The sequence below is a fragment of the Streptomyces sp. NPDC058092 genome (genome assembly GCF_042884935.1).
In the GTDB taxonomy this organism is placed as follows: Bacteria; Actinomycetota; Actinomycetes; order Streptomycetales; family Streptomycetaceae; genus Streptomyces.
Window position 1 is genome coordinate 34751 of sequence record NZ_JBHVSY010000028.1, and the last position, 18801, is coordinate 53551.

At 68.6% G+C, this 18801-nt stretch carries 18 protein-coding genes, 1 tRNA gene and 2 pseudogenes; 11 read left to right on the forward strand and 10 right to left on the reverse strand.

Annotation, left to right across the window (positions count from 1 at the left end; genetic code table 11):
• The first annotated feature begins 145 nt into the window (after nt 1-145).
• The 3 genes and pseudogenes from ACFVV1_RS33605 to ACFVV1_RS33615 all read left to right on the forward strand — a co-directional run bounded on the left by ACFVV1_RS33605 (nt 146) and on the right by ACFVV1_RS33615 (nt 3632).
• On the forward strand, nt 146-3205 hold the full coding sequence (locus ACFVV1_RS33605; RefSeq protein WP_389997255.1) for an FG-GAP-like repeat-containing protein: 3060 nt from the start codon (nt 146-148) through the stop codon (nt 3203-3205).
• Nucleotides 3206-3229: 24 nt separating this feature from the next.
• Nucleotides 3230-3457: pseudogene (locus ACFVV1_RS33610) on the forward strand (amino acid permease); the annotation flags it as partial.
• A 102-nt stretch (nt 3458-3559) separates the two neighbouring features.
• Nucleotides 3560-3632: transfer RNA gene (locus ACFVV1_RS33615), tRNA-Lys, on the forward strand.
• A 34-nt stretch (nt 3633-3666) separates the two neighbouring features.
• On the opposite strand, the pseudogene xerC reads toward ACFVV1_RS33615, so the two are convergent.
• A pseudogene (gene xerC, locus ACFVV1_RS33620) lies at nt 3667-4598 on the reverse strand (tyrosine recombinase XerC); the annotation flags it as partial.
• Between the two features lie 55 nt (nt 4599-4653).
• Between xerC and ACFVV1_RS33625 the strand changes: the two are divergent.
• On the forward strand, nt 4654-5154 hold the full coding sequence (locus tag ACFVV1_RS33625) for a hypothetical protein (protein ID WP_389997258.1): 501 nt from the start codon (nt 4654-4656) through the stop codon (nt 5152-5154).
• Here ACFVV1_RS33625 and ACFVV1_RS33630 read toward each other — a convergent pair whose 3' ends face one another.
• Both ACFVV1_RS33630 and ACFVV1_RS33635 read right to left on the reverse strand, forming a co-directional pair.
• The gene (locus ACFVV1_RS33630; protein WP_389997260.1) at nt 5155-5712 is read right to left on the reverse strand and encodes a flavoprotein; all 558 of its coding nucleotides are present in this window, start codon (nt 5710-5712) and stop codon (nt 5155-5157) included. It lies immediately after the preceding gene.
• Nucleotides 5709-6980, reverse strand: coding sequence for a helix-turn-helix domain-containing protein (locus ACFVV1_RS33635; protein ID WP_389997263.1), 1272 nt, complete (start codon nt 6978-6980; stop codon nt 5709-5711). Before ACFVV1_RS33635 ends, ACFVV1_RS33630 begins: the two co-directional genes overlap by 4 nt.
• Nucleotides 6981-7236: 256 nt before the next feature.
• On the opposite strand from ACFVV1_RS33635, the gene ACFVV1_RS33640 reads away from it, so the two are divergent.
• From ACFVV1_RS33640 to ACFVV1_RS33650, 3 genes are read left to right on the forward strand one after another with little or no spacing between them, the layout of a single operon-like run.
• Entirely contained in the window at nt 7237-7590 is a 354-nt protein-coding gene (locus ACFVV1_RS33640) for an ATP-binding protein (RefSeq protein WP_389997405.1), read from the forward strand.
• Nucleotides 7591-7629: 39 nt separating this feature from the next.
• Nucleotides 7630-8850, forward strand: coding sequence for a UDP-N-acetylglucosamine 1-carboxyvinyltransferase (locus ACFVV1_RS33645; protein ID WP_389997408.1), 1221 nt, complete (start codon nt 7630-7632; stop codon nt 8848-8850).
• A gap of 37 nt (nt 8851-8887) precedes the next feature.
• Entirely contained in the window at nt 8888-9490 is a 603-nt protein-coding gene (locus tag ACFVV1_RS33650; RefSeq protein WP_389997265.1) for a hypothetical protein, read from the forward strand.
• Nucleotides 9491-9566: 76 nt separating this feature from the next.
• Here ACFVV1_RS33650 and ACFVV1_RS33655 read toward each other — a convergent pair whose 3' ends face one another.
• The 5 genes from ACFVV1_RS33655 to ACFVV1_RS33675 all read right to left on the reverse strand — a co-directional run bounded on the left by ACFVV1_RS33655 (nt 9567) and on the right by ACFVV1_RS33675 (nt 13345).
• Nucleotides 9567-9965, reverse strand: coding sequence for a hypothetical protein (locus ACFVV1_RS33655; protein WP_389997268.1), 399 nt, complete (start codon nt 9963-9965; stop codon nt 9567-9569).
• 406 nt (nt 9966-10371) lie between these two features.
• A complete protein-coding gene (locus ACFVV1_RS33660; protein WP_389997271.1) occupies nt 10372-11283 on the reverse strand; it encodes an aldo/keto reductase in 912 nt (303 codons plus the stop codon).
• The gene (locus ACFVV1_RS33665) at nt 11280-12464 is read right to left on the reverse strand and encodes a JmjC domain-containing protein (protein WP_389997272.1); all 1185 of its coding nucleotides are present in this window, start codon (nt 12462-12464) and stop codon (nt 11280-11282) included. The genes ACFVV1_RS33660 and ACFVV1_RS33665 overlap by 4 nt, the downstream gene beginning before the upstream one ends.
• A gap of 13 nt (nt 12465-12477) precedes the next feature.
• Complete coding sequence (locus ACFVV1_RS33670; RefSeq protein WP_389997275.1) at nt 12478-12645, reverse strand: hypothetical protein; 168 nt, start codon at nt 12643-12645, stop codon at nt 12478-12480.
• Nucleotides 12646-12952: 307 nt separating this feature from the next.
• Entirely contained in the window at nt 12953-13345 is a 393-nt protein-coding gene (locus ACFVV1_RS33675) for a hypothetical protein (RefSeq protein WP_389997278.1), read from the reverse strand.
• Nucleotides 13346-13470: 125 nt separating this feature from the next.
• Here ACFVV1_RS33675 and ACFVV1_RS33680 point away from each other — a divergent pair, with 125 nt between their 5' ends.
• From ACFVV1_RS33680 to ACFVV1_RS33695, 4 genes are all read left to right on the forward strand, one after another.
• Nucleotides 13471-14820 (forward strand): hypothetical protein, encoded by a 1350-nt coding sequence (locus ACFVV1_RS33680; protein ID WP_389997280.1) that lies wholly within the window; start codon nt 13471-13473, stop codon nt 14818-14820.
• Between the two features lie 59 nt (nt 14821-14879).
• Nucleotides 14880-15257, forward strand: a complete 378-nt coding sequence (locus ACFVV1_RS33685; protein WP_389997283.1) for a tyrosine-type recombinase/integrase — start codon at nt 14880-14882, stop codon at nt 15255-15257.
• Nucleotides 15258-15355: 98 nt separating this feature from the next.
• Complete coding sequence (locus ACFVV1_RS33690; protein WP_389997287.1) at nt 15356-15607, forward strand: hypothetical protein; 252 nt, start codon at nt 15356-15358, stop codon at nt 15605-15607.
• 141 nt (nt 15608-15748) lie between these two features.
• Nucleotides 15749-17215 (forward strand): IPT/TIG domain-containing protein, encoded by a 1467-nt coding sequence (locus tag ACFVV1_RS33695; protein WP_389997411.1) that lies wholly within the window; start codon nt 15749-15751, stop codon nt 17213-17215.
• A gap of 176 nt (nt 17216-17391) precedes the next feature.
• Here the strand turns inward: ACFVV1_RS33695 and trxB are convergent, their stop codons facing one another.
• Together trxB and ACFVV1_RS33705 are read right to left on the reverse strand one after the other, a co-directional pair.
• Complete coding sequence (gene trxB / locus ACFVV1_RS33700; RefSeq protein WP_389997290.1) at nt 17392-18372, reverse strand: thioredoxin-disulfide reductase; 981 nt, start codon at nt 18370-18372, stop codon at nt 17392-17394.
• Nucleotides 18369-18791: an arsenate reductase ArsC gene (locus ACFVV1_RS33705; protein WP_389997414.1), complete on the reverse strand. Its 423-nt coding sequence runs from the start codon at nt 18789-18791 to the stop codon at nt 18369-18371. The genes trxB and ACFVV1_RS33705 overlap by 4 nt, the downstream gene beginning before the upstream one ends.
• Nucleotides 18792-18801: the final 10 nt, after the last annotated feature.

The window sequence follows — 18801 nt, forward strand, 5'->3', positions numbered from 1 at the left end:
TGGGGGGCACGCGTCGGGGGGCCGGCTCAGCATCGACGCAGTGGCAGCCGACTGCCGGCAGGACGCCGTGGCCTCTCTTCTTCCGGTATGGATTCCCGGGGAGGGACTCTCTGTGGCTCGCCAACCACGCGGCCGTACAGCTCTGGTGACTCTGACGTTGATCGCCGCTGGGCTGGGCGTGACACCGTCCGCGAGCGCCGTGGACACACCCGGCGGCATCACCGACATCACGATCCCGGCGACCATGCGTACGACGCCGGGCACGAGCAGCATGATGAGCGCGGGAAGCACCGGTTTCCTCCACTCCAGCACCACTTCGGGCGACTACGGCCTGGACTGGACGACGTACGACGGGGTCACCCACCGGATCGAGGGCGGCGACGGCAAGGGGTCGTACGACCCGATCGAGCACTACGGCGCCGATTCGGACATCGTGGCGATGCCGCCCGCGGGTGGCATCGGCGATGTGGCGCTGCGGGACATGGCCACAGGGAGGTCGTGGACCATCACCGTCCCGGCCGGGCAGACCTACGCGATGACGCTGGCCGACACCGTGGTGACGTACGGTCCGAGGGCCAACGGCACCACGATGACCGAGATCCATCTGCTGCGCGCCGAGAACGGCGTCGTCACGGACCGGCCGGTGACCGGTCTCCCGGAGGGCGCCTCCTTCTATACCGGCGCCCGGGGCACGGCGCAGGGCCTGCTGCCGATGCTCCACATGCCCGGCACGGGCTTCGTGCGGTGGGGCTGGGTGGACCTCGCCACGGCCCGGCTCACGCTGCTGCCCGAGGGCACGCTCGGCACCCCGCTGGTGGCGGACGGCCGGCTGGTGAACACGGAGCGGGACGGCGTGCACATCTACGCGGCGGGGAACCTCGACGCCGCCGAGCGCGTGGTGCCGATTCCCCGTGGGCGGATCCTGGGCGTCGTCGGGGACGCGCTCGTCGTCGGGCGGTACGACCCGGCCTACGGGGCGAAGCGGATGGACGCCGCGCAGTGGCGCATTTCCGCCGTACCCTTCGACGGCTCGGCGGAACGTGAGCTGGTCGCCCGTGCGGTCGCGGACCGGGTGGCCGTCCGGCCGGACGGCGGTCTCGTCGTCATGGGCGGCTCATCGGCCCTGGAGTACGGGTTCCGCGCGATCACGGCCCAGGGAACCGGCGAGGCCCATGTGGTCCCGCTGCATCCGATAGCGCCCGTGCCGTTCCGCACGCAGCGGCTGCTCATGGACCGCGGCCGGGTCGATGCGCTGGAGTACGGCGACGAACGGACCGCGGTGTACTCCCGCGAGCTCGCCGCCACCGCGCCCGGCTACGGCCCCCGCGTCGACCGCGGCGGCCTGCCGGGCTTCCTCGCCGACTGCGGCAGGACCGAACTCAAATGCCCCGAACTCGTCGCCACCGGGGACGGCCGGATCGTCTACCGGAGCACCCCCCAGGAGCAGGAGGGGACGCTCTCCGTCGTGGCCGAGGGCGGCTCGTTCCCCGGAACGCAGTGGAAGACGGGCTTCAGCGGGTCGGGCGACCAGGACGAGTTCGTCGGCACCCGGGTGCGCGCGGCCTCCGGGAACCTGGTGCTCGTCACGGGGAAACCGGCCGGCGGCGAGCGCGAGCTGCGCGTCATCGACATCGACAAGGGCACGGTCGTCCGCAAGGAACCGATTGCCGTCGCCGCGCTCTGGGGCACCACCCTGTGGACCGCGTCCAGGACGGCGACGGCCGGGAAGTTCACCGTGACGGCCCGGCAGGCCCGCACGGGGGCCACGCTGACGACCGCGACGGTGGGGGCCGCGTGCACCTCGCCCAACGACCTCCAGGCGGTGGGGGAGTGGCTGTACTGGAAGTGCGACATCGCCGGCGCCCCGTACCAGGCCGCCGGTGTGTACAACGTGCGCACCCGTAAGAACGTCCCGCTCGCCGATGTCGGTACGGCGCAGCTCGGCAACGGGGTCGTCGTGGTGGACGGGGCCCGGGCCACCCGTTACGACGTGCACGGCGGCACCGCCGTCGGACAGAAACTGGACGGTACGGCCCCTTCGCTGGACCCGCGGACCGGGGACATCGCGCTCCGGCAGGGGTACGGGGTCCGCGTGGTACGCGCCGGTCTGCCCGCCGTATCGCTCACCTCCCCGTACAGCGCGGTGACGGCGGTCGTCGAGACGGACAGCACGCCCGTCGCCTGGCGCGGTGAATGGTGGCTGTCCGAGCCGGTGGCGTCCTGGACGCTCACGGTCAGGGACAAGGCGACGGGCCGGACGGTGGCCACCCGTTCGGGCGGCGCGGCCGCGTACTCCGTCGCCGCTTCCTGGGACGGGCGCGCCGCCGGGGGCGGCTATCTGCCGAACGGTCCGTACACGTGGACGCTGACCGCCGAGCCGGCCGACGGCGCGGGGGCGGCGCTCACGCAGTCCGGGACGGTGCGGCTGACCGGCGGCGCCGCGGTGCGCCGCGACTACTCGGGGGACGGGGCCGGTGACGTACTGACGCTGAACTCCAAGGGCCGGTTCACCGTTCAGCGCGGCGACGGGGCGGGGAAGTTCAGCGGGAAGACGACCGGTTCGGGCTGGTCGACCTCGGCGGTCGCGGTGCCGTTCGGCGATCTGAACAACGACCGGTGCAACGACGTGCTGGTGCGGATGACGGACGGCTCGCTGCGGGGCTACCGGCCCGGCTGCGGCAAGGCCCTGACGCCCACGGCCCCGTACACGAAGCTGGGCACCGGCTTCCAGGCGTACAAGACCCTGACCTCGCCCGGCGATCTGACCGGCGACGGCCGGGCGGACCTGCTCGGCTGGAAGACATCGACCGGCGACCTCTACCTCTTCGCCGCGAAGAGCGACGGCACGCTGGCAGCCGGGAAGAAGATCCGCTCGAAGTGGACCTACACCAAGATCATGGGCGTCGGCGACCTGAACGGTGACGGGTACGGCGATCTGCTGGCCAAGGACAAGTCGAACAACCTGTGGCGCTACAACGGCACGGCGTCGGGCCAGTTCAAGGAGAGGGTGCTGGTCTTCAAGAACTGGGGCGCCTCGTACAACACGATCGTCGGCGTCGGTGACATCACCGGCGACGGCCGGGCCGATCTGATCGAGCGGGACTCGGCCGGGAGGGTGTTCCGCAACAACGGTGACGGCAAGGGGTCGTTCGGCGGCCGTACGCAGATCGCCACCGGCTGGCAGACGTACAAGGGCATTTTCTAGGCGCGTGCGGGGGAGTGTTCCCGTCGCACGATCGGCATCGTCGCGGTGACCTGGGTCGTGATCAACACGGTGCTCTTCATGCTGCCGCAGCTCTCGCCGGTCACCTGGGAGACGTTCAACTACGCCCCCACCGCGGTCCTGGTGGTCCTCGGCTTCGCGACGACGTGGTGGCTGGCGTCGGCCCGGCACTGGTTCCTCACCCCGGATCACAAACGCACAACCACCCCCGAGGCCCCCGCCCGTACCCCTTGATCCTCCGCAGATCCTCCGCAGATCCCACCGTGACAGGGCCCGGTAACCGATACCCGATCGGCGGCCGGGCCCCGGCGGGCTATGCTCAGGGGTGATTCGCCGGGGCCGTTAGCTCAATTGGCAGAGCAGCGGACTTTTAATCCGTTGGTTGTGGGTTCGAGTCCCACACGGCCTACGTGATGCAGGGAGGGTAAACACCCTCTGACCTGCTACTTAGCGCCTCGATCGGTTTCATCCGGTCGGGGCGCTTCGTCTTCCCCGACCTCGTGCGTGAGCGATGCGTGAGCGGACGGTCCGACAGCAGGGGCTACGGAGGGGGCCTTACGGGCACGTGGCACCAGCGCGGCGGCGGCTTCTGCCGCGGCTTTGTCGACCTCGGGCAGCAGGCTCGTGTACGTGTCCGACGTGAGCGTGAGCGTGAGCGTGATCGTGGAGTGGCGCAGCGTCTCCTTGATCGTGTGGAGATCGCCACCCCCCCGTGGGTGAGAGTGGCCGCGACGTGACGCAGGTCTCGAAGGGTGATCGGCGGCAGGTCGGTGGCGGCGAGGATGCGGCGGAACGTCTCGGAAACCGTCTCCGGGTGCAGCCAGGAGCCGTCCTCGCGGGTGAACACCTTGCCGGTCTCGTTCCAGGCGTCGCCCCACTTCTCCCGGGCGCTCAGCATCGCCTTGTGGTGCTCCCGCAGAAGAGCGACGTTGACGCTGTCCAACGCGATCGTGCTGGCGCTGCCGTCGGTCTTGGGGGCGGACTCGTAGGTGTCCCAGCCGTCGACGACGATTTCCTTGGCGGGGGTGATGAGGCCGGCGTTCAGGTCGACATCGGTCCAGCTCTGGCCAACGGCCTCGCCCCTGCGAAGGCCACGGGTGCCGACGAGGTGGAAGAGAGCGTAGAGCCGATCGGATTCGGCCGCGTCCAGGAACGTGCCGAACTGCGCCGGCGTCCAGACCATCACCGGTGACGGCAGCTCACCGGTAGCACGCCAGCGCTCCACCCGCTGGGTCGTCCAGAGCAGGGGCCTCGGGCGCTTGCCGGACTCCAGCTCGATGTGGGAGGCCGGGTTGAAGGTGATGTACTGCTGGGCGATCGCCGCGTTCAGAGCCGCTCGCAGCGTGCGCCGGATGCTCTGCTGCGTCGCTGGGCCCTCGGACAGCGACGGGTCCGGCTTCGCGATGCTCCTGGATACTGTGCTCACGGCGGTGGCATTCGCGATGCACTGGCACCGCACTCACCAGCACGCCCAGCAGGAGGTCGCAGCCGAACAGGCTCTCGTCCACCTGCAGATCGCGTACGCGCAGGTCGCCGAGCCCGTCCTGACGGGCCTCGCCCAACGTGCTTCCAGCCTCCAGATGAAGAACCGCTTCGCCCACCACCTCCAGCGGGCGGTCCCCGAGTACGCCGAGCGCATCCTCAACGACCCCGCCTGGGACGCACTCACCGCCGTGCTCGCCGAAGCAGAGGCTGCCGGACACAACGCGACGACCGTCCTCGTCCAGGCCCTCGGCCAGCGCACCCTGGACGACGCCCACAGCCCCGCCCGCGCGCTGACCTGGCGCATCCGCCGCCTCGGTGACCGTCACGCCCCTGGTCCCCGCGCCCAGGCGACCAGGGCGCGCAGCACCACACAACGCGCTGCTGCCCCCATCCACCCGGCAGCAGCCCCTCCGCCGCCGCAGGCACCGCCAGCACGGCGGCGCTGATCAGGCCGGTGCGGACAGTTTGGGAGTAAGCAGCTCCAGCGCTTCTTCCCAGCGGTACTGGTCCGCCCCACCACCGGCCTTCGGCTTGTGGGGCTCGTACGAACCGATCAGGACGCCCATCTCGCGCAGTCGCGCCAGGCTCTGGCTGTATGCGGGATGGGCGGCCTGCGCCGAGTTCAGGTAGGGCATGACGGCAGTAGGGATGCCGAAGCCGTACGCCTCGCACAGGATGCCCAGTGCCAGGGTGTCCGAGATCCCGGCAGCCCATTTGTTGATCGTGTTGAAGGTGGCCGGGGCCACCGCGATGGCGTCGGCGGGCGGCAGCGGGCGAGGGTCGCCGGGCGAGCGCCAGGCCGAGCGGATCGGGTAGCCGGTCTGTGTCTCGACCGCCTCGGCGTCTATGAAACCGAGGGCCTGCGGGGTGGCGACGACGCCCACATCCCAGTTCGCCTTCTGGGCTGCGGTGATCAGCTTGGCGACGTCGCCGGCGATGCCGGAGGCGCATACGACGACGTACAGGAAGGGCTTCTTGGTCTGCCGGTCCGGCTGATCACTCACGCGGGGACTCCCAGTTGACGGCTGAAACGGTGCAGTTCCGGCAGCGTACGGCGGCGGTCGCGGGCGGCCATGTCGGCCACCAGCTCACGGACGGCCGGGCGACGGATGTCCTGGGCCGCGCAGCTCTCGGCGATGCGAAGGGCCTGGTACCCGTCCGCCAGGCGCCCCTGTTGGCTGTAGGCGCGGCCGGCCTCGATCCACAGGGCGGCACGACGCTCGGGGACGGGGATGTGGCGGCGCATGAGAGGCCGGGCGGTGTCCAGGGCGACGCCGGCGTCGCCGAAGACGACGGCCGCGCTGAGTCCGTGCAGTGCGACGTTGGTCGGGCTGAAGTTGGCCCAGGCGTCGGGGCTGTTGAGTGCCACGTAGCGGGCGACTTCCTTCGCCTCGGTGAGGAAGTCCCGGGTGGCGGAGCGGTCGCCGCCGCTGCTGGCGGCGGTGACCCCGCGCAGAAGCAGCAGTCCGAGTGCCGCGAGGTACTTCGGGGAGCGCCGGTCGTACGAGCCCGTGAGCTGGTCGGCGGTGTGCCGGACGAGGGCGACGGCCTGAGCGGTGTGGCTGTCACGGGCCAGGGCGTGGGCGTGAACGCGGACGCTGGAGGCGAGGACGACGGGATCGCCGGAGCGTTCGGCCTCGGACATGGCGCGTCCGACCGCGAGCCAGGCGTTGCCCTGGTCGCTCTGCTTGAGCAGCAGGCTCGCCGAGGTCTGGTACACCGTGGCGAGGAGCCCGGACAGGTCGCTCGATCCGGGACTGTCGCTGATGGCCTGCCGTAACTGCCCGATCAGGACGGGCAGCGTGCCTTCCAGCTTTGTGTAATCGCAGGTGCAGAAGAGGCGTCGTACACCGGCGACTTGGTCTCGCATGCTCTGGAGATCCGGCACCGGTTCGGCAGCCACACGGGCTGTTCCAGGCAGCAGGGACTGGACCAGGTCCTGATGGGCGGTGCTGGGGAGGGTCGGGGCCGCGAGCGCGGCGATGCCGGCGGCGAGAACGGTACGGCGGTGCATGTCCTCTGTCTCGGGTTCGGAGTGGTTGATGTCCGAGGTGGCGGCGAGGCCGAGGCGGTGGGGCGGAATCGCCAGCACGCGCGAGACCTCGCGCAGCATGCGGATGTCGTCCGTGCCCCTGCCGCCTTCCAGGCGGCTCACCTTGGACTGGTGATAGCCCAGGGCGGAGGCGACTTCCCTCTGCGAACGTCGCTGTAATACGCGGGCCTGACGGATCACTTCACCGATCCGTCTCGCTTCGCTGTGCTCTTCGGCCATCTGTGCCACGGCTCCTCCTGCCGTCGCCGATCCTGCCTTCCCAACCGAGCGTAAGGGACTGGCAGTGCACCGTGATGCAGCTCCTGCATAGACGATGCAGCACCCGCACACGCCCTGGTCCGAGAGGCCCGTCCGGCGGTTACGTGGAGTGGCCGAACCAATCAGGAGGCCGCTCATGGAAGCGCACCACATCCGGATTCCCGTCCCCGGCACACCTGCCGGCGCCGCGTCGGCGCGCCGGTAGATCGCCGAGGAGATACGGGAATGGGGCGCCGCTCTCGGACCTGCACTCCTCGATGCGGCTGTGTTGGTGGCCGCGGAGCTGATCACCAACGCGGTACGGCACGCACACAAAGGACCGATCACAGCCGGCGCCTACCTCAGCGACGAGGCGCTGCGGATCGCCGTGGTCGACACCAGCTTCGACATCCCGGAAGTCGGCCTGCCGGATGCGGAAGAGGAAAACGGACGCGGCCTGTTCCTCGTCGCCGCACTCGCCGACCGCCACGGATTCGACCCGCTGCCTTCCGGTAAGCGCTGCTGGGCCGAGCTCGATCTCAGCGCTCCGCTTCCAATCATCGCCACACACGTGCCCCAGATGAGGAGCTGACTGTTGCCAGCCGTACGAATTCCCCCAGTCGCCGCAGAAGTGGTCGCCGTGCGCCCGAGCGTTCCGCTCGCCGGGACCGTGACCGTAGACGGGTCGAAGAACGCGGCCCTGCCCCTGCTGGCCGCCGCCGCAGCCATGCACCGCCCGGTGCACTCGAGCAACGTCCCGGCCAACACGGATGTCGGAACGATGCTCACCCTCCTCCAGCAGGCCGGCTGGCACGCGGCCCGCCCGGTCAACGATCCACACACCACGGTGATCCTGCCGAGCGACAAGCAGCGGCCGGATCCCGATCCCGAGGTCGCTGCGCGTATCAGGGCCTCGTACTACCTGGTCCCGGCACTTCTCGGCGCCTATGGGCGGGCCCGGTTGCCGTGGCCGGGCGGCTGCGCCATCGGGGAACGCGGGATGGAGCAGCACTTCAAGGTGTACGAGCGGTTCGGTGACCGCTCGACCGTTGATGACCGCGGCTACCTCGTGGAAGCAGCCACTGGCGGACGCGGGACGGTGTCGATCATGCTCCCCTTCCGGTCCCGCGGAGCGAGCATCGCCGCTGTCCTGCGTGCGGTCGTCGCCGGACGGCCGCTGCGTCTGGGCCAACCGAACCTGTCACCCGAAGTGCTCAGTGTCGTAGAGGCGTTGAGGATCTCCGGGTGGGAGTGCCGAGTCAGCGAGGCCGTCCTCACGCTTCAGCCGCCTCGATCCGTCTCCGGCGAGGAGATCGCGTGGCGGGTGCCTGGCGACAAGATCGAAGCGGGCACCCTGGCCTGCGCAGTCGCGGTAACAGGCGGCAACGCGCACATCCTCGGCGTACACCGCGACGACATCACCCCCCTGATCACCGCGCTGCGCTGGCTCGGCATTCCAGCCGACGCCGAGGACGGCACCCTCACCGTGCAGGCCCAGGACGCTCAGCCCACCGGCCGACCACTGCGAGCCATTGCCTCCCTGTCCCCCGGCGGTCTGGACGCGGACTTCGAGCCCGCGCTGCTGGCCCTGGCCCTCACCCTGCCCGGCACCCGAGTCCCACACGGCCTACCGCCAGCAGCACGGGGAAACCCCCCCTCTGACCTGCTACTTAGCGCCTCGATCGGTTTCATCCGGTCGAGGCGCTTCGCCTTCTCCGGCCTCGTGCGTGAGCGGACGGTCCGACAGCAGGGGCTACGGAGGGGGCCTTACGGGCACGTGGCACCAGCGCGGCGGCTTCTGCCGCGGCTTTGTCGACCTCGGGCAGCAGGCTCGTGTACGTGTCCGACGTGAGCGTGCTCGTGGAGTGGCGCAGTGTCTCCTTGATCGTGTGGAGATCACCACCCCCGCCGTGGGTGAGAGTGGCCACTCCGGGCATGCCCTCGGACACGGAGCAGACGGTGCCGCCACCGCTCTGGTCCTGGACGTTCTGATCCTCGCCGTCGTCGCCGCCGACCACTGGCACGCCGCCCACCAGCAAGCCGAAGCCGTACGCCAAACCGCCATGCACCTGCGCGCGGCGTACCGGGCCGTTGCTGCAGGTCCGTTGGCCGACATGCGCCCATACGGCGAAAGGCTCTCCGCTCGGACACAGCACAACCAGATCGCCGCAATCCGTTCCGCACTGCCCGAACTGGCCAGCCGCGTCCAGACCGAGGCCAGCTGGCCCGCCCTGGCGGCCATGCTGGATCAAGCCCAACGGGCCGGACACGACCCCTCGGTCCTCCTCCGCAAGGTCGCAGCACAACGGGAGCTCGACAGCGCGGACTCCGTCAGCGAGGTGCTCGTCTGGCGCCTGTACCGGCTCGATCTCGTACCCGCCGAGATGCCCACCGCTGCGCGAGCCGACAAGCGACCGGCGAAACAGGGTCGGCATATCGCTCCGCCCGCCACCAGCCCAGGTACGGCGGCTGCGCACCCTCGTCGGCGTTGAGAACGGAACCGACGTCTGGGGCGTGACGCCCATCGGCACCCTGTCCGCCTGCCCTCAAGCAGGTGGACAGGATGGGTCAACCGAGCAGGTGGGTGAGGTGCTTCCGCAAGGGCGCCTCAAGTTCCAGGTTGTTTCCGCGTCCGATCCCCTGGAGGTACTCGCTGGCCACGACCAGTTGGGAGAAGCAGCCGGAGGCAGACCGCAGGATGGGCTTGAACTCGCGGAGGACGCGGTCTGCAACCGAAGGGACAGCGAGACTGGAGATGTAGAGGGTGGCCGCGTCGTAGCCGGCAGGAGCCAGTCCCCACCGCTCCCAGTCCAGGATGCAGAGCTCGGGACCGGTCAGATTCGACCACTGGATGTCGGCGTGTGCGGTACTCCACTCCAGGACTTCGGTGTCCACGTCCGTCCCGAGGAAACGGGGCAAGGCCCAGCGGAGCCGTTCTTGGCGAACAGCTACACGGCTCGTGGACACGAGGGAGATCGTGTCCAGCGCATCGCGTAGCTGGGCCCACCACACGGCGGAGAGGTCCAGGCCCGGTGGTGCCAAGGGCGACCGACTGAGCGGCCGGCCATCGGCGCGGTTGTGGACCTCGGCACGGTAGGCGTACGCGTCCGCCGACCATTCGAAAGCCCCTCGGAAGCGAGGACGCGGAACGTGATCCGGCATCGCTTCGTGTGCCTCTTCCGGTCCCTTCCAGGATGCGCCGGCTGCTTTCTCTGCCCTGGTCTCGGCCACCCGCAGCCAGAGGTGGCCGCTGGCCGGGCCGCTCAGGGTCTTACCGTCCCACCCCCAGGTCTCCCCACCACCAGCGGCATTGAGAGAGAAGACTGCGGCGGCGTACTCGAATGCTCGTCGCATTCGTTCTGCTGTGGCGTGGTCAGGCGCGGAAGGCATCGACGATCTTTCTCAGTTCGGTGCTGTCGAAGGGGCGTGGGAGGGATGGGTCGGCGGCCTGCTCGGCTGCCGTCCAATGGCGTGTGGTGCTGGCCGACAGCAGGATCCGTGTCACACCGGGTGTGGAGGCGACTGTCCCGAGCAGCAGTTGTATGGGCGTGGCTCCCGGAAGCACTTCCTGCGCGACGGTGGGAGTGACCATCTCTAGCAGCTCTCCGCCATGGAGTGGCGCCGAGGCGAAGACTTCCAGGCCGGCGGCGTGGGCGTCGAAGAGAACGCCCCGGCCGTCCAGCGCGTCGGCGATGGGACCCAGCTGCACGAGGCTCAAAGGGAGCTGGATTGCTGCGAACTTGTGGGTCGTGCCTCCGGCTTTGTGGGCCAGTTCCATGAGGCGGTCGACCGCCAGCGACCCGTCGTGCAGAGCCGACCATGTGGCGACCCCGTACCTCTTGATCACCCCTTTGTGGCAGCACTCTTCCAGCGTCCTGAACGCTTTGAGGAGGCGGGCGTCGAGATCGTGTGGCTCTTGTCCACCGTGTTCGGGGTTGTGGACGAACGTGATGTCGGGGATCCGGCCGAGGACGGCCTTGCTCTGTGCTGCCTGCCACCTCACATACGACGGTTCGAGGCAGTACCCCTTCCCGGTCCGCGAAGGGGTGAGCACGCCCTCCTTCGTCGCCCGCTCCTGGCGGGCAGCGTCCAGGAAGCCAACCTTCGTCGACACACGTACGGACGGGAACGCGCCCAGCACGGGGGCCAGCTGCTCCTCAGCTGTGCCGCGCTGGTAGTTCGGAGCCGTATCGATCCAGGAAACGCCTTGGTCGATCGCGGCCTTGGCTGCGGCCGCAACGCTGGCCGTGCGATAGGTGCCCAGGCCGAGTTCGGCGCCCCTCACCGTGCGCCCCTGACTGACGCGACCTGGCCGTTAACGAGTTCGCTGATCACGGCAGCCGCCTGCCTCAGAGTGAGTTCGGTGTCGCTGACGAGGTCGGCGAGCCGGTGTTCCGATCGGTCGGCGAGGCGCTTCAGCAAGGGCAGTGCGGGCGCTGCGAAGGTCCAGGACTCGCCGCCTGCCGTCAGAACGGCGTTGCCGTCGTCCGTCGTACTGAGCGTGTGGCGTGCGGTGAGCATCCGTGCCCTGAGATCTGGCTCGGCCGGCACCGCGTCCACGAAGGGCAGGCTGGGCCGGAACCGTACGGGCTCGTCCGCGTCCCGGTGCTGGAAGTAGCGATCGATCAGGCTTCCGTCAGCCATTTCTTTGACGAGCAGGTCGCGCAGCTCGTCAACGACATGCTGCTTCTGATCGGAGGACCCGAAATGAGGGAGGTCTGCCCTGACTATCTGTTCTACACGCAGGGTGTCCAGAACCCAGGACACGAGGTCGACGCCAGTCGTGGAGCTGAGCCCGCACGTCAGGTGGAGCGACCGCTGTTCCTCGGACGCAGAAACGGCATGCCACCAGCCACGGGGCAGGTAGAGGATGTCCCCCGGTGTGAGGACGAACTCTGCGACGGGCTCGTCGGGCGGCGGGGCGGTCTCGGTCACGTCGCGGTACATGGGGGCGACGCGGGTCGGTCCGTAGATCTTCCAGCGTTTCCGTCCGTCCACTTGGACGACTACCACGTCGTGGTCGTCCCAGTGCACCCCGAAGCCCTCGCGCGGCTTCCAGGAGGCGTACAGGTTCACCTGGACCTTTGAGCGGAGCCTGGCCTCAAGAGCATGGGCAAGGCCATGTACGCCGGGGTGCAGTTCATCGAATGCGTCGATCACCATGGTGGCGCCCTGGGCGAGCTGTTCATGCAGGGAGGCGGGGTGGATTCGATGCCACACGGTTCGGCGCCTGGCCACTTCACGCACGGTGTAGGCGTCGAGGGGAACGACCACGCCGTCGGCGGAGAGACGGAGCCGCGGTGGTTCCAGGCGGTGCCGGGCGATGATCTCGTTGAGGTCGTCCCAGTCGAGGAGTCCGGCAATGCACTGGGCATCGCCAGGAATGACGCGGAAGGTACGGCCGAACGTCTCGGCGAGGAAGTCCTCGCCGAGACGTGCGACGACCGCATGGGGCTGAGCGGTCATGTGTCCGGTCCCGTCAGGAATCGTTGCTGTCGGAACGGCCGCCGGTGTTGTCCGACGGGATGAACGCACGCTCCCGCGCCGCCTTTACCTGCGCACGGGCGACGAGCAGGCTGTCACCCGTGGCGGGCACCGTCAGGGCTGCGGGCGCCGAGTCCGCCTGCGTTTCGTGCTGGATCTCCATCGCTGACTCCTCTTCTTCTCTTGCACTTGCCGGTCGGGTACGGAGCGGTCCTCCGCACTCGTCGTACGCCCGCCCGACTGCCGACCGTCACGAGAACAGCCGGGCAGGGTTCTTCCCGCCTCCGAGGCGTCAGGCCGTTGGGGGAGCCATGAGTCGTCGCTCGGAGGCGGAGTCTGTAGGGCTAGTGGTCGCCGAAATACCAGATCAGAACGCCGAGAGGGGCGGTGGCAAGCAAGGGGAGGAGAGCGCTCGCCCACTCACGCCAGTCGTGCAGCCGCCGCTTGTCGGTCACCGGAGTCTCCGGTGGCTACTCATCGCTCGTGCCCTCCGGATGGCGCTCGCGGTAGAGACTGACGAAACGTCTCGTCAGTCGGCCGAGTTCACGCGTGTACTCGAAGGCAACGAACTGCGGAGTCTCAGCCGTCGGCCGGGCGTTCAGCTCCGTCAGGCGGTAGGCATCCCTGTACATCTGCCGAACGACCGGGTCCTCGTCGAAGCCAAGCTCTTCCGTCACGAACAGGTTCAGCGCTCCACGCAACTGGGTGGCTGTCAGGTCGATTTCCTGCCGATCGGGCATGGAAAGCGTGATGGCCAAAGCCTTCGTCACGACATCGCTGATGGCTTCGACGTCGATCGGCAGTGCCTCCGGATCGGCAGCGTCGACGCTCGGGGATCGGTCCTTGTCTGTCACGGCGGTCATCACGCGCTCCTCTCGTGTCCGCTTTTGGTTGCGGCGTGTGAAGAGCTAACTGCGGGATGTGCCCATCCGGGTACCGTAAGAGGGAGGCGTGACCGTGAAAGCCGTGAAACCTACGGGAGTTGGCAATGGCCAAAGCACCCCAGGACGACCGCAATACGGGACTCGAAACCCTGCTTGAGCAGGCGCAATGGTCGCGTACCCAGCTCGCCAATGCTGTGAACCGCACCGGTGGCCAGGTCGGTATGACCCTGAAGTACGACCACTCCGCCGTGTCGCACTGGCTGAGCGGGACGCAGCCAAGGGAGCAGGTCAGGCCGGTCATCATCGAGGTACTCGAACGCAAGATCGGCCGCCCCGTGACCTATGCGGAAGCGGGTCTGCAGCCTCCGAAGGGCGGAGAGGACTCCGGCAGCGGAGACACTGTCGAGTCCCTCTTGGATCTAGGCAGGGCTGATATGGACCCCTCACGACGCGGCGTGCTCGCCGCCGGCTTGTACTCGGCTGCCCTCGTCGTGCCCCTGTTCGCGGGCGAGGCACACGCAGAGGAACGCGAACGCGCCACGAAACCCACAGGCCGTATCGGGCCGGGCGAAGTCGCGACCGTACGGACCATGACCGACCGCATCGCAGACATCCTCGACGAGCTGGGCGGCGGCCACGCCCGCCCAATGGCCGCGGCATTCCTCGTCAACACCGTCGCGCCCTACCTGCGAGCCCAAGCAACCGAGCCGGTCAGAAACGACATGCTCTCCGCCGCCTCCGACCTGACCTACCTGACCGGGTGGATGGCGATGTACGAACGAGAGCACGGTCTCGGACAGCAGTACTACGTAAAGGCGTTGAACCTCGCCAAGGCTGCTGCTGACCACGTCACCTACTGCCGCACTCTGCGAGGCATGAGCCTTCAGGCATCAAATCTGCGCCATGGGCAGACGGCCTTGAAGCTCGCGGACTCAGCTGCCGAAGCTGCGCCCAAGGCCGGCCCGCGGCTGGTGGCGTTCCTTCGAGGTCAGCAGGCACACTCGGCAGCCATGGTCGGCGACCGGAAGCAGGCATTCACTCGCCTGCGCGAAGCCGAAGCAGCACTCTCGAAGGCCGACTCACGGCGAGATGCTGTCGGCGGGTACGACCAGTCTGCCTACCAGTTCCACGTGGCCCATGTCCTCTACGAGACGAGGGACCTGGCGGGCTCGATCGCAGCCCTGAAGTCCTCGGTCCGGGCACAGCCCAAACAGGAACGGCAGGGTCGGCTCCACGCCAACGGCGTGATGGCCCAACGCCAGTACGAACTGGGACACATCGAGGAGGCGTGCAGCACCTGGAATACGTTCCTCGACGACTACGTGGGCTTGTCAACCGCTCGCGGCGACGAGCACTTCGAGACGATGCGGAAACGGCTCGCTCCCTACCGGAAGGTCCGAGTCGTAAGAGAACTCGGCGAACGCGCTCGCCAGGTCGCGACGCTGAAGGGGTAGTGACCCTGGAGAGGGCGATGAGGCGAGGCACCGCACCGCCCTCCCCGTCTGGGTGGCCTGTGGATGACCAGCCGCCGCGGCTGATGTTTACCACCGCGACCGGAACGGCCCTGGACCCCCGCTACCTGAACCGGGCGCTGGCCATGCTGTGTCGACGAGCGAAGATCCGGCCCATCCGGGTGCACGACCTGCGCCACACCTGCGCCTCGCTGATGCTCGCCGAGGGGGTGGCGGTCCGGACCATCATGGAGACGCTGGGGCACAGCACCATCACCATGGACACCTACGCGCACGTCATGGAGACGACCCTGCGGGAGGCCGCCGCACGGATGGACGACGCCCTACGCGACGACGACAAGAGGTCCGAGGAGGACGACGACCCGCCCCCGGCAGGGGTGTCTGCGCGCCGCCGAACGACGCGTTGTTGTCAGCCGTAGTTGTCAAAGGGCCGGAGGCTGATGCCTCCGGCCCTTTGCCTATGAGCGGGAGGCATCCTCGCCCCGGGCGGCAGCCGAGTCCTCGAGGATGCGGCCGGATGGGGGACCGCCTGTCGACCGTGGTGGCCGCCCCTGCCGACCGCGGCGATCTGCCAGCCGCGCTCATCCGCCCCGACGGCATCGTCGCCTGGGCCGCCGCCCCGGGCCTGCCCGCGGACACCGCAGCTCTGGCGACCGCGCTGCGCACCTGGCTCGGCGAACCGCACACACGTATGACGAACGGCCAACAAGGTGAACCTGGTCAACCTGAAGGCAGGAAAAGCACCGGACAACGCAGAGGGGAGGTCTGATTGTGTGCGATCCAATCTGACGGTCGGTTCGGCACAGATCTGCCCTGATGCTGCCGAAAGGCCGTCCCGCCTCCGCACCGGCAAAACATCCGAGGAGCAGGAACGACGATGGCGCCCGATCCGACAATCGCCCAGGTGACCATGACCCTGGCTGCCCTTGCAGCCACCGGGGCTACCCCGCGTCCGTCCGGGGAAACCCCGGAGCATCAGACCGAGCGAATCATCACCGGCATCGACACGCAACTGAGTGATCCCAGCCTTGCGACGCAGGGCGCGTGGAAGCTGGTGTGGCTCGCCCTGAGCGAGGCCAACGCCAATATGGCCTACATCGCACAGAGCACCAACGGCTCGAACGAGTTCGCCGTGGTCGCTCGCGGAACGGACGCCGATCTGACCGACATCCTTGAGGACCTCGAGGTCGGCACAGTCGTCCCGTTCCCCGAAAGCGGATCGCCGAAGCCCATCGCCGTTTCCAAGGGGGCGATGGATGCGTTCAAACGGGTTGTCAACGCCCGCTCGATCGCCTCACCCTCCCCGAACGTCACGCTCGCTCAGGCGCTCGCCGCCGTGCTCAAGTCGGCGCCCTCCTCGCCGCAGCCGACCGTCTATCTGACCGGTCACAGCCTGGGCGGTTGCATCGCCACCATGCTCGCGCCGTACCTGCAGGCACAGACCTGGCCGAAACAGCCGAAGTTCGCGGTGATCACCTATGCCGCTCCCACCGCCGGCGTGCAGAGCTTCGTCGACTACTTCGACTCCGTGCCGTGGGTCATCGACGAGCGCCAGAACAACGCCTACGACCTGGTACCGCACGCGTGGGCCGATCTCGACACCACCGCCGGCTGGTACCCGAGCCCGGGACCGCAGGCGACCGAAGAAGTGAAGCTGCTCATCGGGGCGATCTCCAAGCGCACCAGGGGTAACGTCTACGTCCAGCCCGGCACGCTCTGCCTGATGAACACCGGATACACGAGCCTTGCCAAGAACCTGGTCAACAAGACCACCCAGGACTTCCTCGGCCAGGTCGCCTTCCAGCACGCCAACTCCACCTACCTGGACCTGGTGGGGGCGCCTGCCGTCCCTTCCGGGCCGGTGGTGACCGACGTGACCCCCACCTTCGGCGCACCAGGTGCCACGGTGACCATCAACGGCACCGGTTTCAGTCCGGACAGCATGGTCGACTTCGGCCACTTCGCCTGCACCAAGCGCGACATCGACCCCTCCGGCATCAGGATCACCGCTCAGGTCCCCAACGGAACCGGCGTCGTCCACGTCCGCGTCACCAACACCCTCGGCACCTCCCCGGCCGTCGCGATGGGGCAGTTCGCCTATGGCGGACCCGCACCTGTGGTGGTCAGTGCGGTCAGCCCGACCAGCGGAAAGGTCGGCACCCCGGTCACCATCAGCGGCTCGGGCTTCGCCGATGGCGCCACCGTGCACTTCAAGGACAAGGCATCTGATTCGGTCAAGTTCGTCTCCACCGGCCAGATCACCGCAACCGCGCCCGGTCAGCTCGACGACCACCAGACGGTTAACATCACGGTGACGGTCGGCAAGGCCACCTCTCCCACCAGCCCGGCCGACGAGTTCACCTACACCGGACGGTAGCGTCCGCACGCCCCCGTTCCCGGGGTGGCCCTTCGAGCAGCCCCGGGCCCTTGCCGCCGACCGGTCGAACCGTGCCCGGGCGAGGGATCGCCGCAGGACCGTTCGCCCTGCGGCGAGCAGGCTGTGCCTGCCTCGTCTGGCAGTCGGCCCCCGCCCACCGCCTATATGCGCGGCCTTTAGTTGACCGCGACAGCGGCTTCGTGTGCGTCTGCTGATTCACCGGCGTTGAGTGCCGCGAGGTAGCGCTCGGCATCCAGAGCTGCCGATGCGCCGCTGCCGGCGGCGGTGATGGCCTGGCGGTAGGTGTGGTCGACGACGTCGCCCGCCCCGAAGACGCCGGGGATGTTCGTCCGGGTGGTGGGCGAGGCGACCTTCAGGTAGCCGGAATCATCCAGGTCGAGCTGGCCGCGGAAAAGCTCGGTGCGCGGGTCGTGGCCGATCGCAATGAACAGGCCGGTGGCCGCGAGTTCGCGCGTGGCACCGGTGAAGGTGTCCCGCAGCACGACGCCGCCGAGCATGGCCCCGTCCTGCTTGAGTTCGGCAACTTCGGTGTCGAAGGCGAAGGAGATTTTGGCGTCGGAGAAGGCCCGGTTCTGCATGACCTTCGAGGCGCGCAGGGCGGAGCGGCGGTGGACGACGGTCACGGACTTGGCAAAGCGGGTCAGGAAGGTGGCTTCCTCCATGGCGGTGTCGCCGCCGCCGACCACGACGATGTCACGGTCGCGGAAGAAGAACCCGTCGCAAGTGGCACACCAGGACACCCCGCGTCCGGAGAGTTCCTCCTCCCCGGGGATGCCCAGCTTGCGGTAGCCGGAGCCGGTCGCAACGATCACCGTCTTCGCGCGGTGGACGGTGCCGGCCGAATCGGTGAGCGACTTGACGGGGCCGGTGAGGTCGACGGCGGTGATGTCGTCGTCGATCATCTCGGCGCCGAACTTCTCGGCCTGGGCCCGCATCTTGTCCATGAGGTCGGGGCCGTCGACGCCTTCGGGAAAGCCGGGGAAGTTCTCGACCTCGGTGGTGGTGGTCAGGGATCCACCGACGAAGATGCTGCTGCCGAACAGCACGGGCTTGAGCTGGGCGCGGGCGGCGTAGAGGGCGGCGGTGTAACCGGCGGGGCCGGAACCGATGATGACGACGTCGTGTATACCGCTCACGCCGTTGCCTCCGGGGCGATCTCGGCGATCAGGCCCTCGACGAGGGTCTTGATTTCGTCGCGGATGGGGCGGACGGCTTCGACGCCCTGTCCGGCCGGGTCGTCGAGCTTCCAGTCGAGGTAGCGCTTGCCGGGGAAGACCGGGCAGGTGTCACCGCAGCCCATGGTGATGCACACGTCGGACTCGCGGACGGCATCGATGGTGAGGATCTTCGGAGTCTCGGCGGAGATGTCGATGCCGACCTCGGCCATGGCTTCGACGGCGGCTGGGTTGACGGTGTCGCCGGGGTCGGAGCCGGCGGAGCGGACCTCGACGCGGTCTCCGGCCAGGTGGGTCAGCCAGGCGGCGGCCATCTGGGAGCGGCCGGCGTTGTGGATGCAGACGAACAGGACGGACGGCTTGCCGGAGGACTCGGCCATATTGATCGTT

What these genes read in the sequence shown, in the direction of transcription:
- ACFVV1_RS33635 (WP_389997263.1), bottom strand. Translation starts at nt 6,980, where the DNA reads ATGGCCGAAGAGCACAGCGAAGCGAGACGGATCGGTGAAGTGATCCGT.
- ACFVV1_RS33665 (WP_389997272.1), bottom strand. Translation starts at nt 12,464, where the DNA reads ATGACCGCTCAGCCCCATGCGGTCGTCGCACGTCTCGGCGAGGACTTC.
- ACFVV1_RS33670 (WP_389997275.1), bottom strand. Translation starts at nt 12,645, where the DNA reads ATGGAGATCCAGCACGAAACGCAGGCGGACTCGGCGCCCGCAGCCCTG.
- ACFVV1_RS33675 (WP_389997278.1), bottom strand. Translation starts at nt 13,345, where the DNA reads ATGACCGCCGTGACAGACAAGGACCGATCCCCGAGCGTCGACGCTGCC.
- ACFVV1_RS33680 (WP_389997280.1), top strand. Translation starts at nt 13,471, where the DNA reads ATGGCCAAAGCACCCCAGGACGACCGCAATACGGGACTCGAAACCCTG.
- ACFVV1_RS33690 (WP_389997287.1), top strand. Translation starts at nt 15,356, where the DNA reads ATGGGGGACCGCCTGTCGACCGTGGTGGCCGCCCCTGCCGACCGCGGC.
- ACFVV1_RS33695 (WP_389997411.1), top strand. Translation starts at nt 15,749, where the DNA reads ATGACCCTGGCTGCCCTTGCAGCCACCGGGGCTACCCCGCGTCCGTCC.
- ACFVV1_RS33705 (WP_389997414.1), bottom strand. Translation starts at nt 18,791, where the DNA reads ATGGCCGAGTCCTCCGGCAAGCCGTCCGTCCTGTTCGTCTGCATCCAC.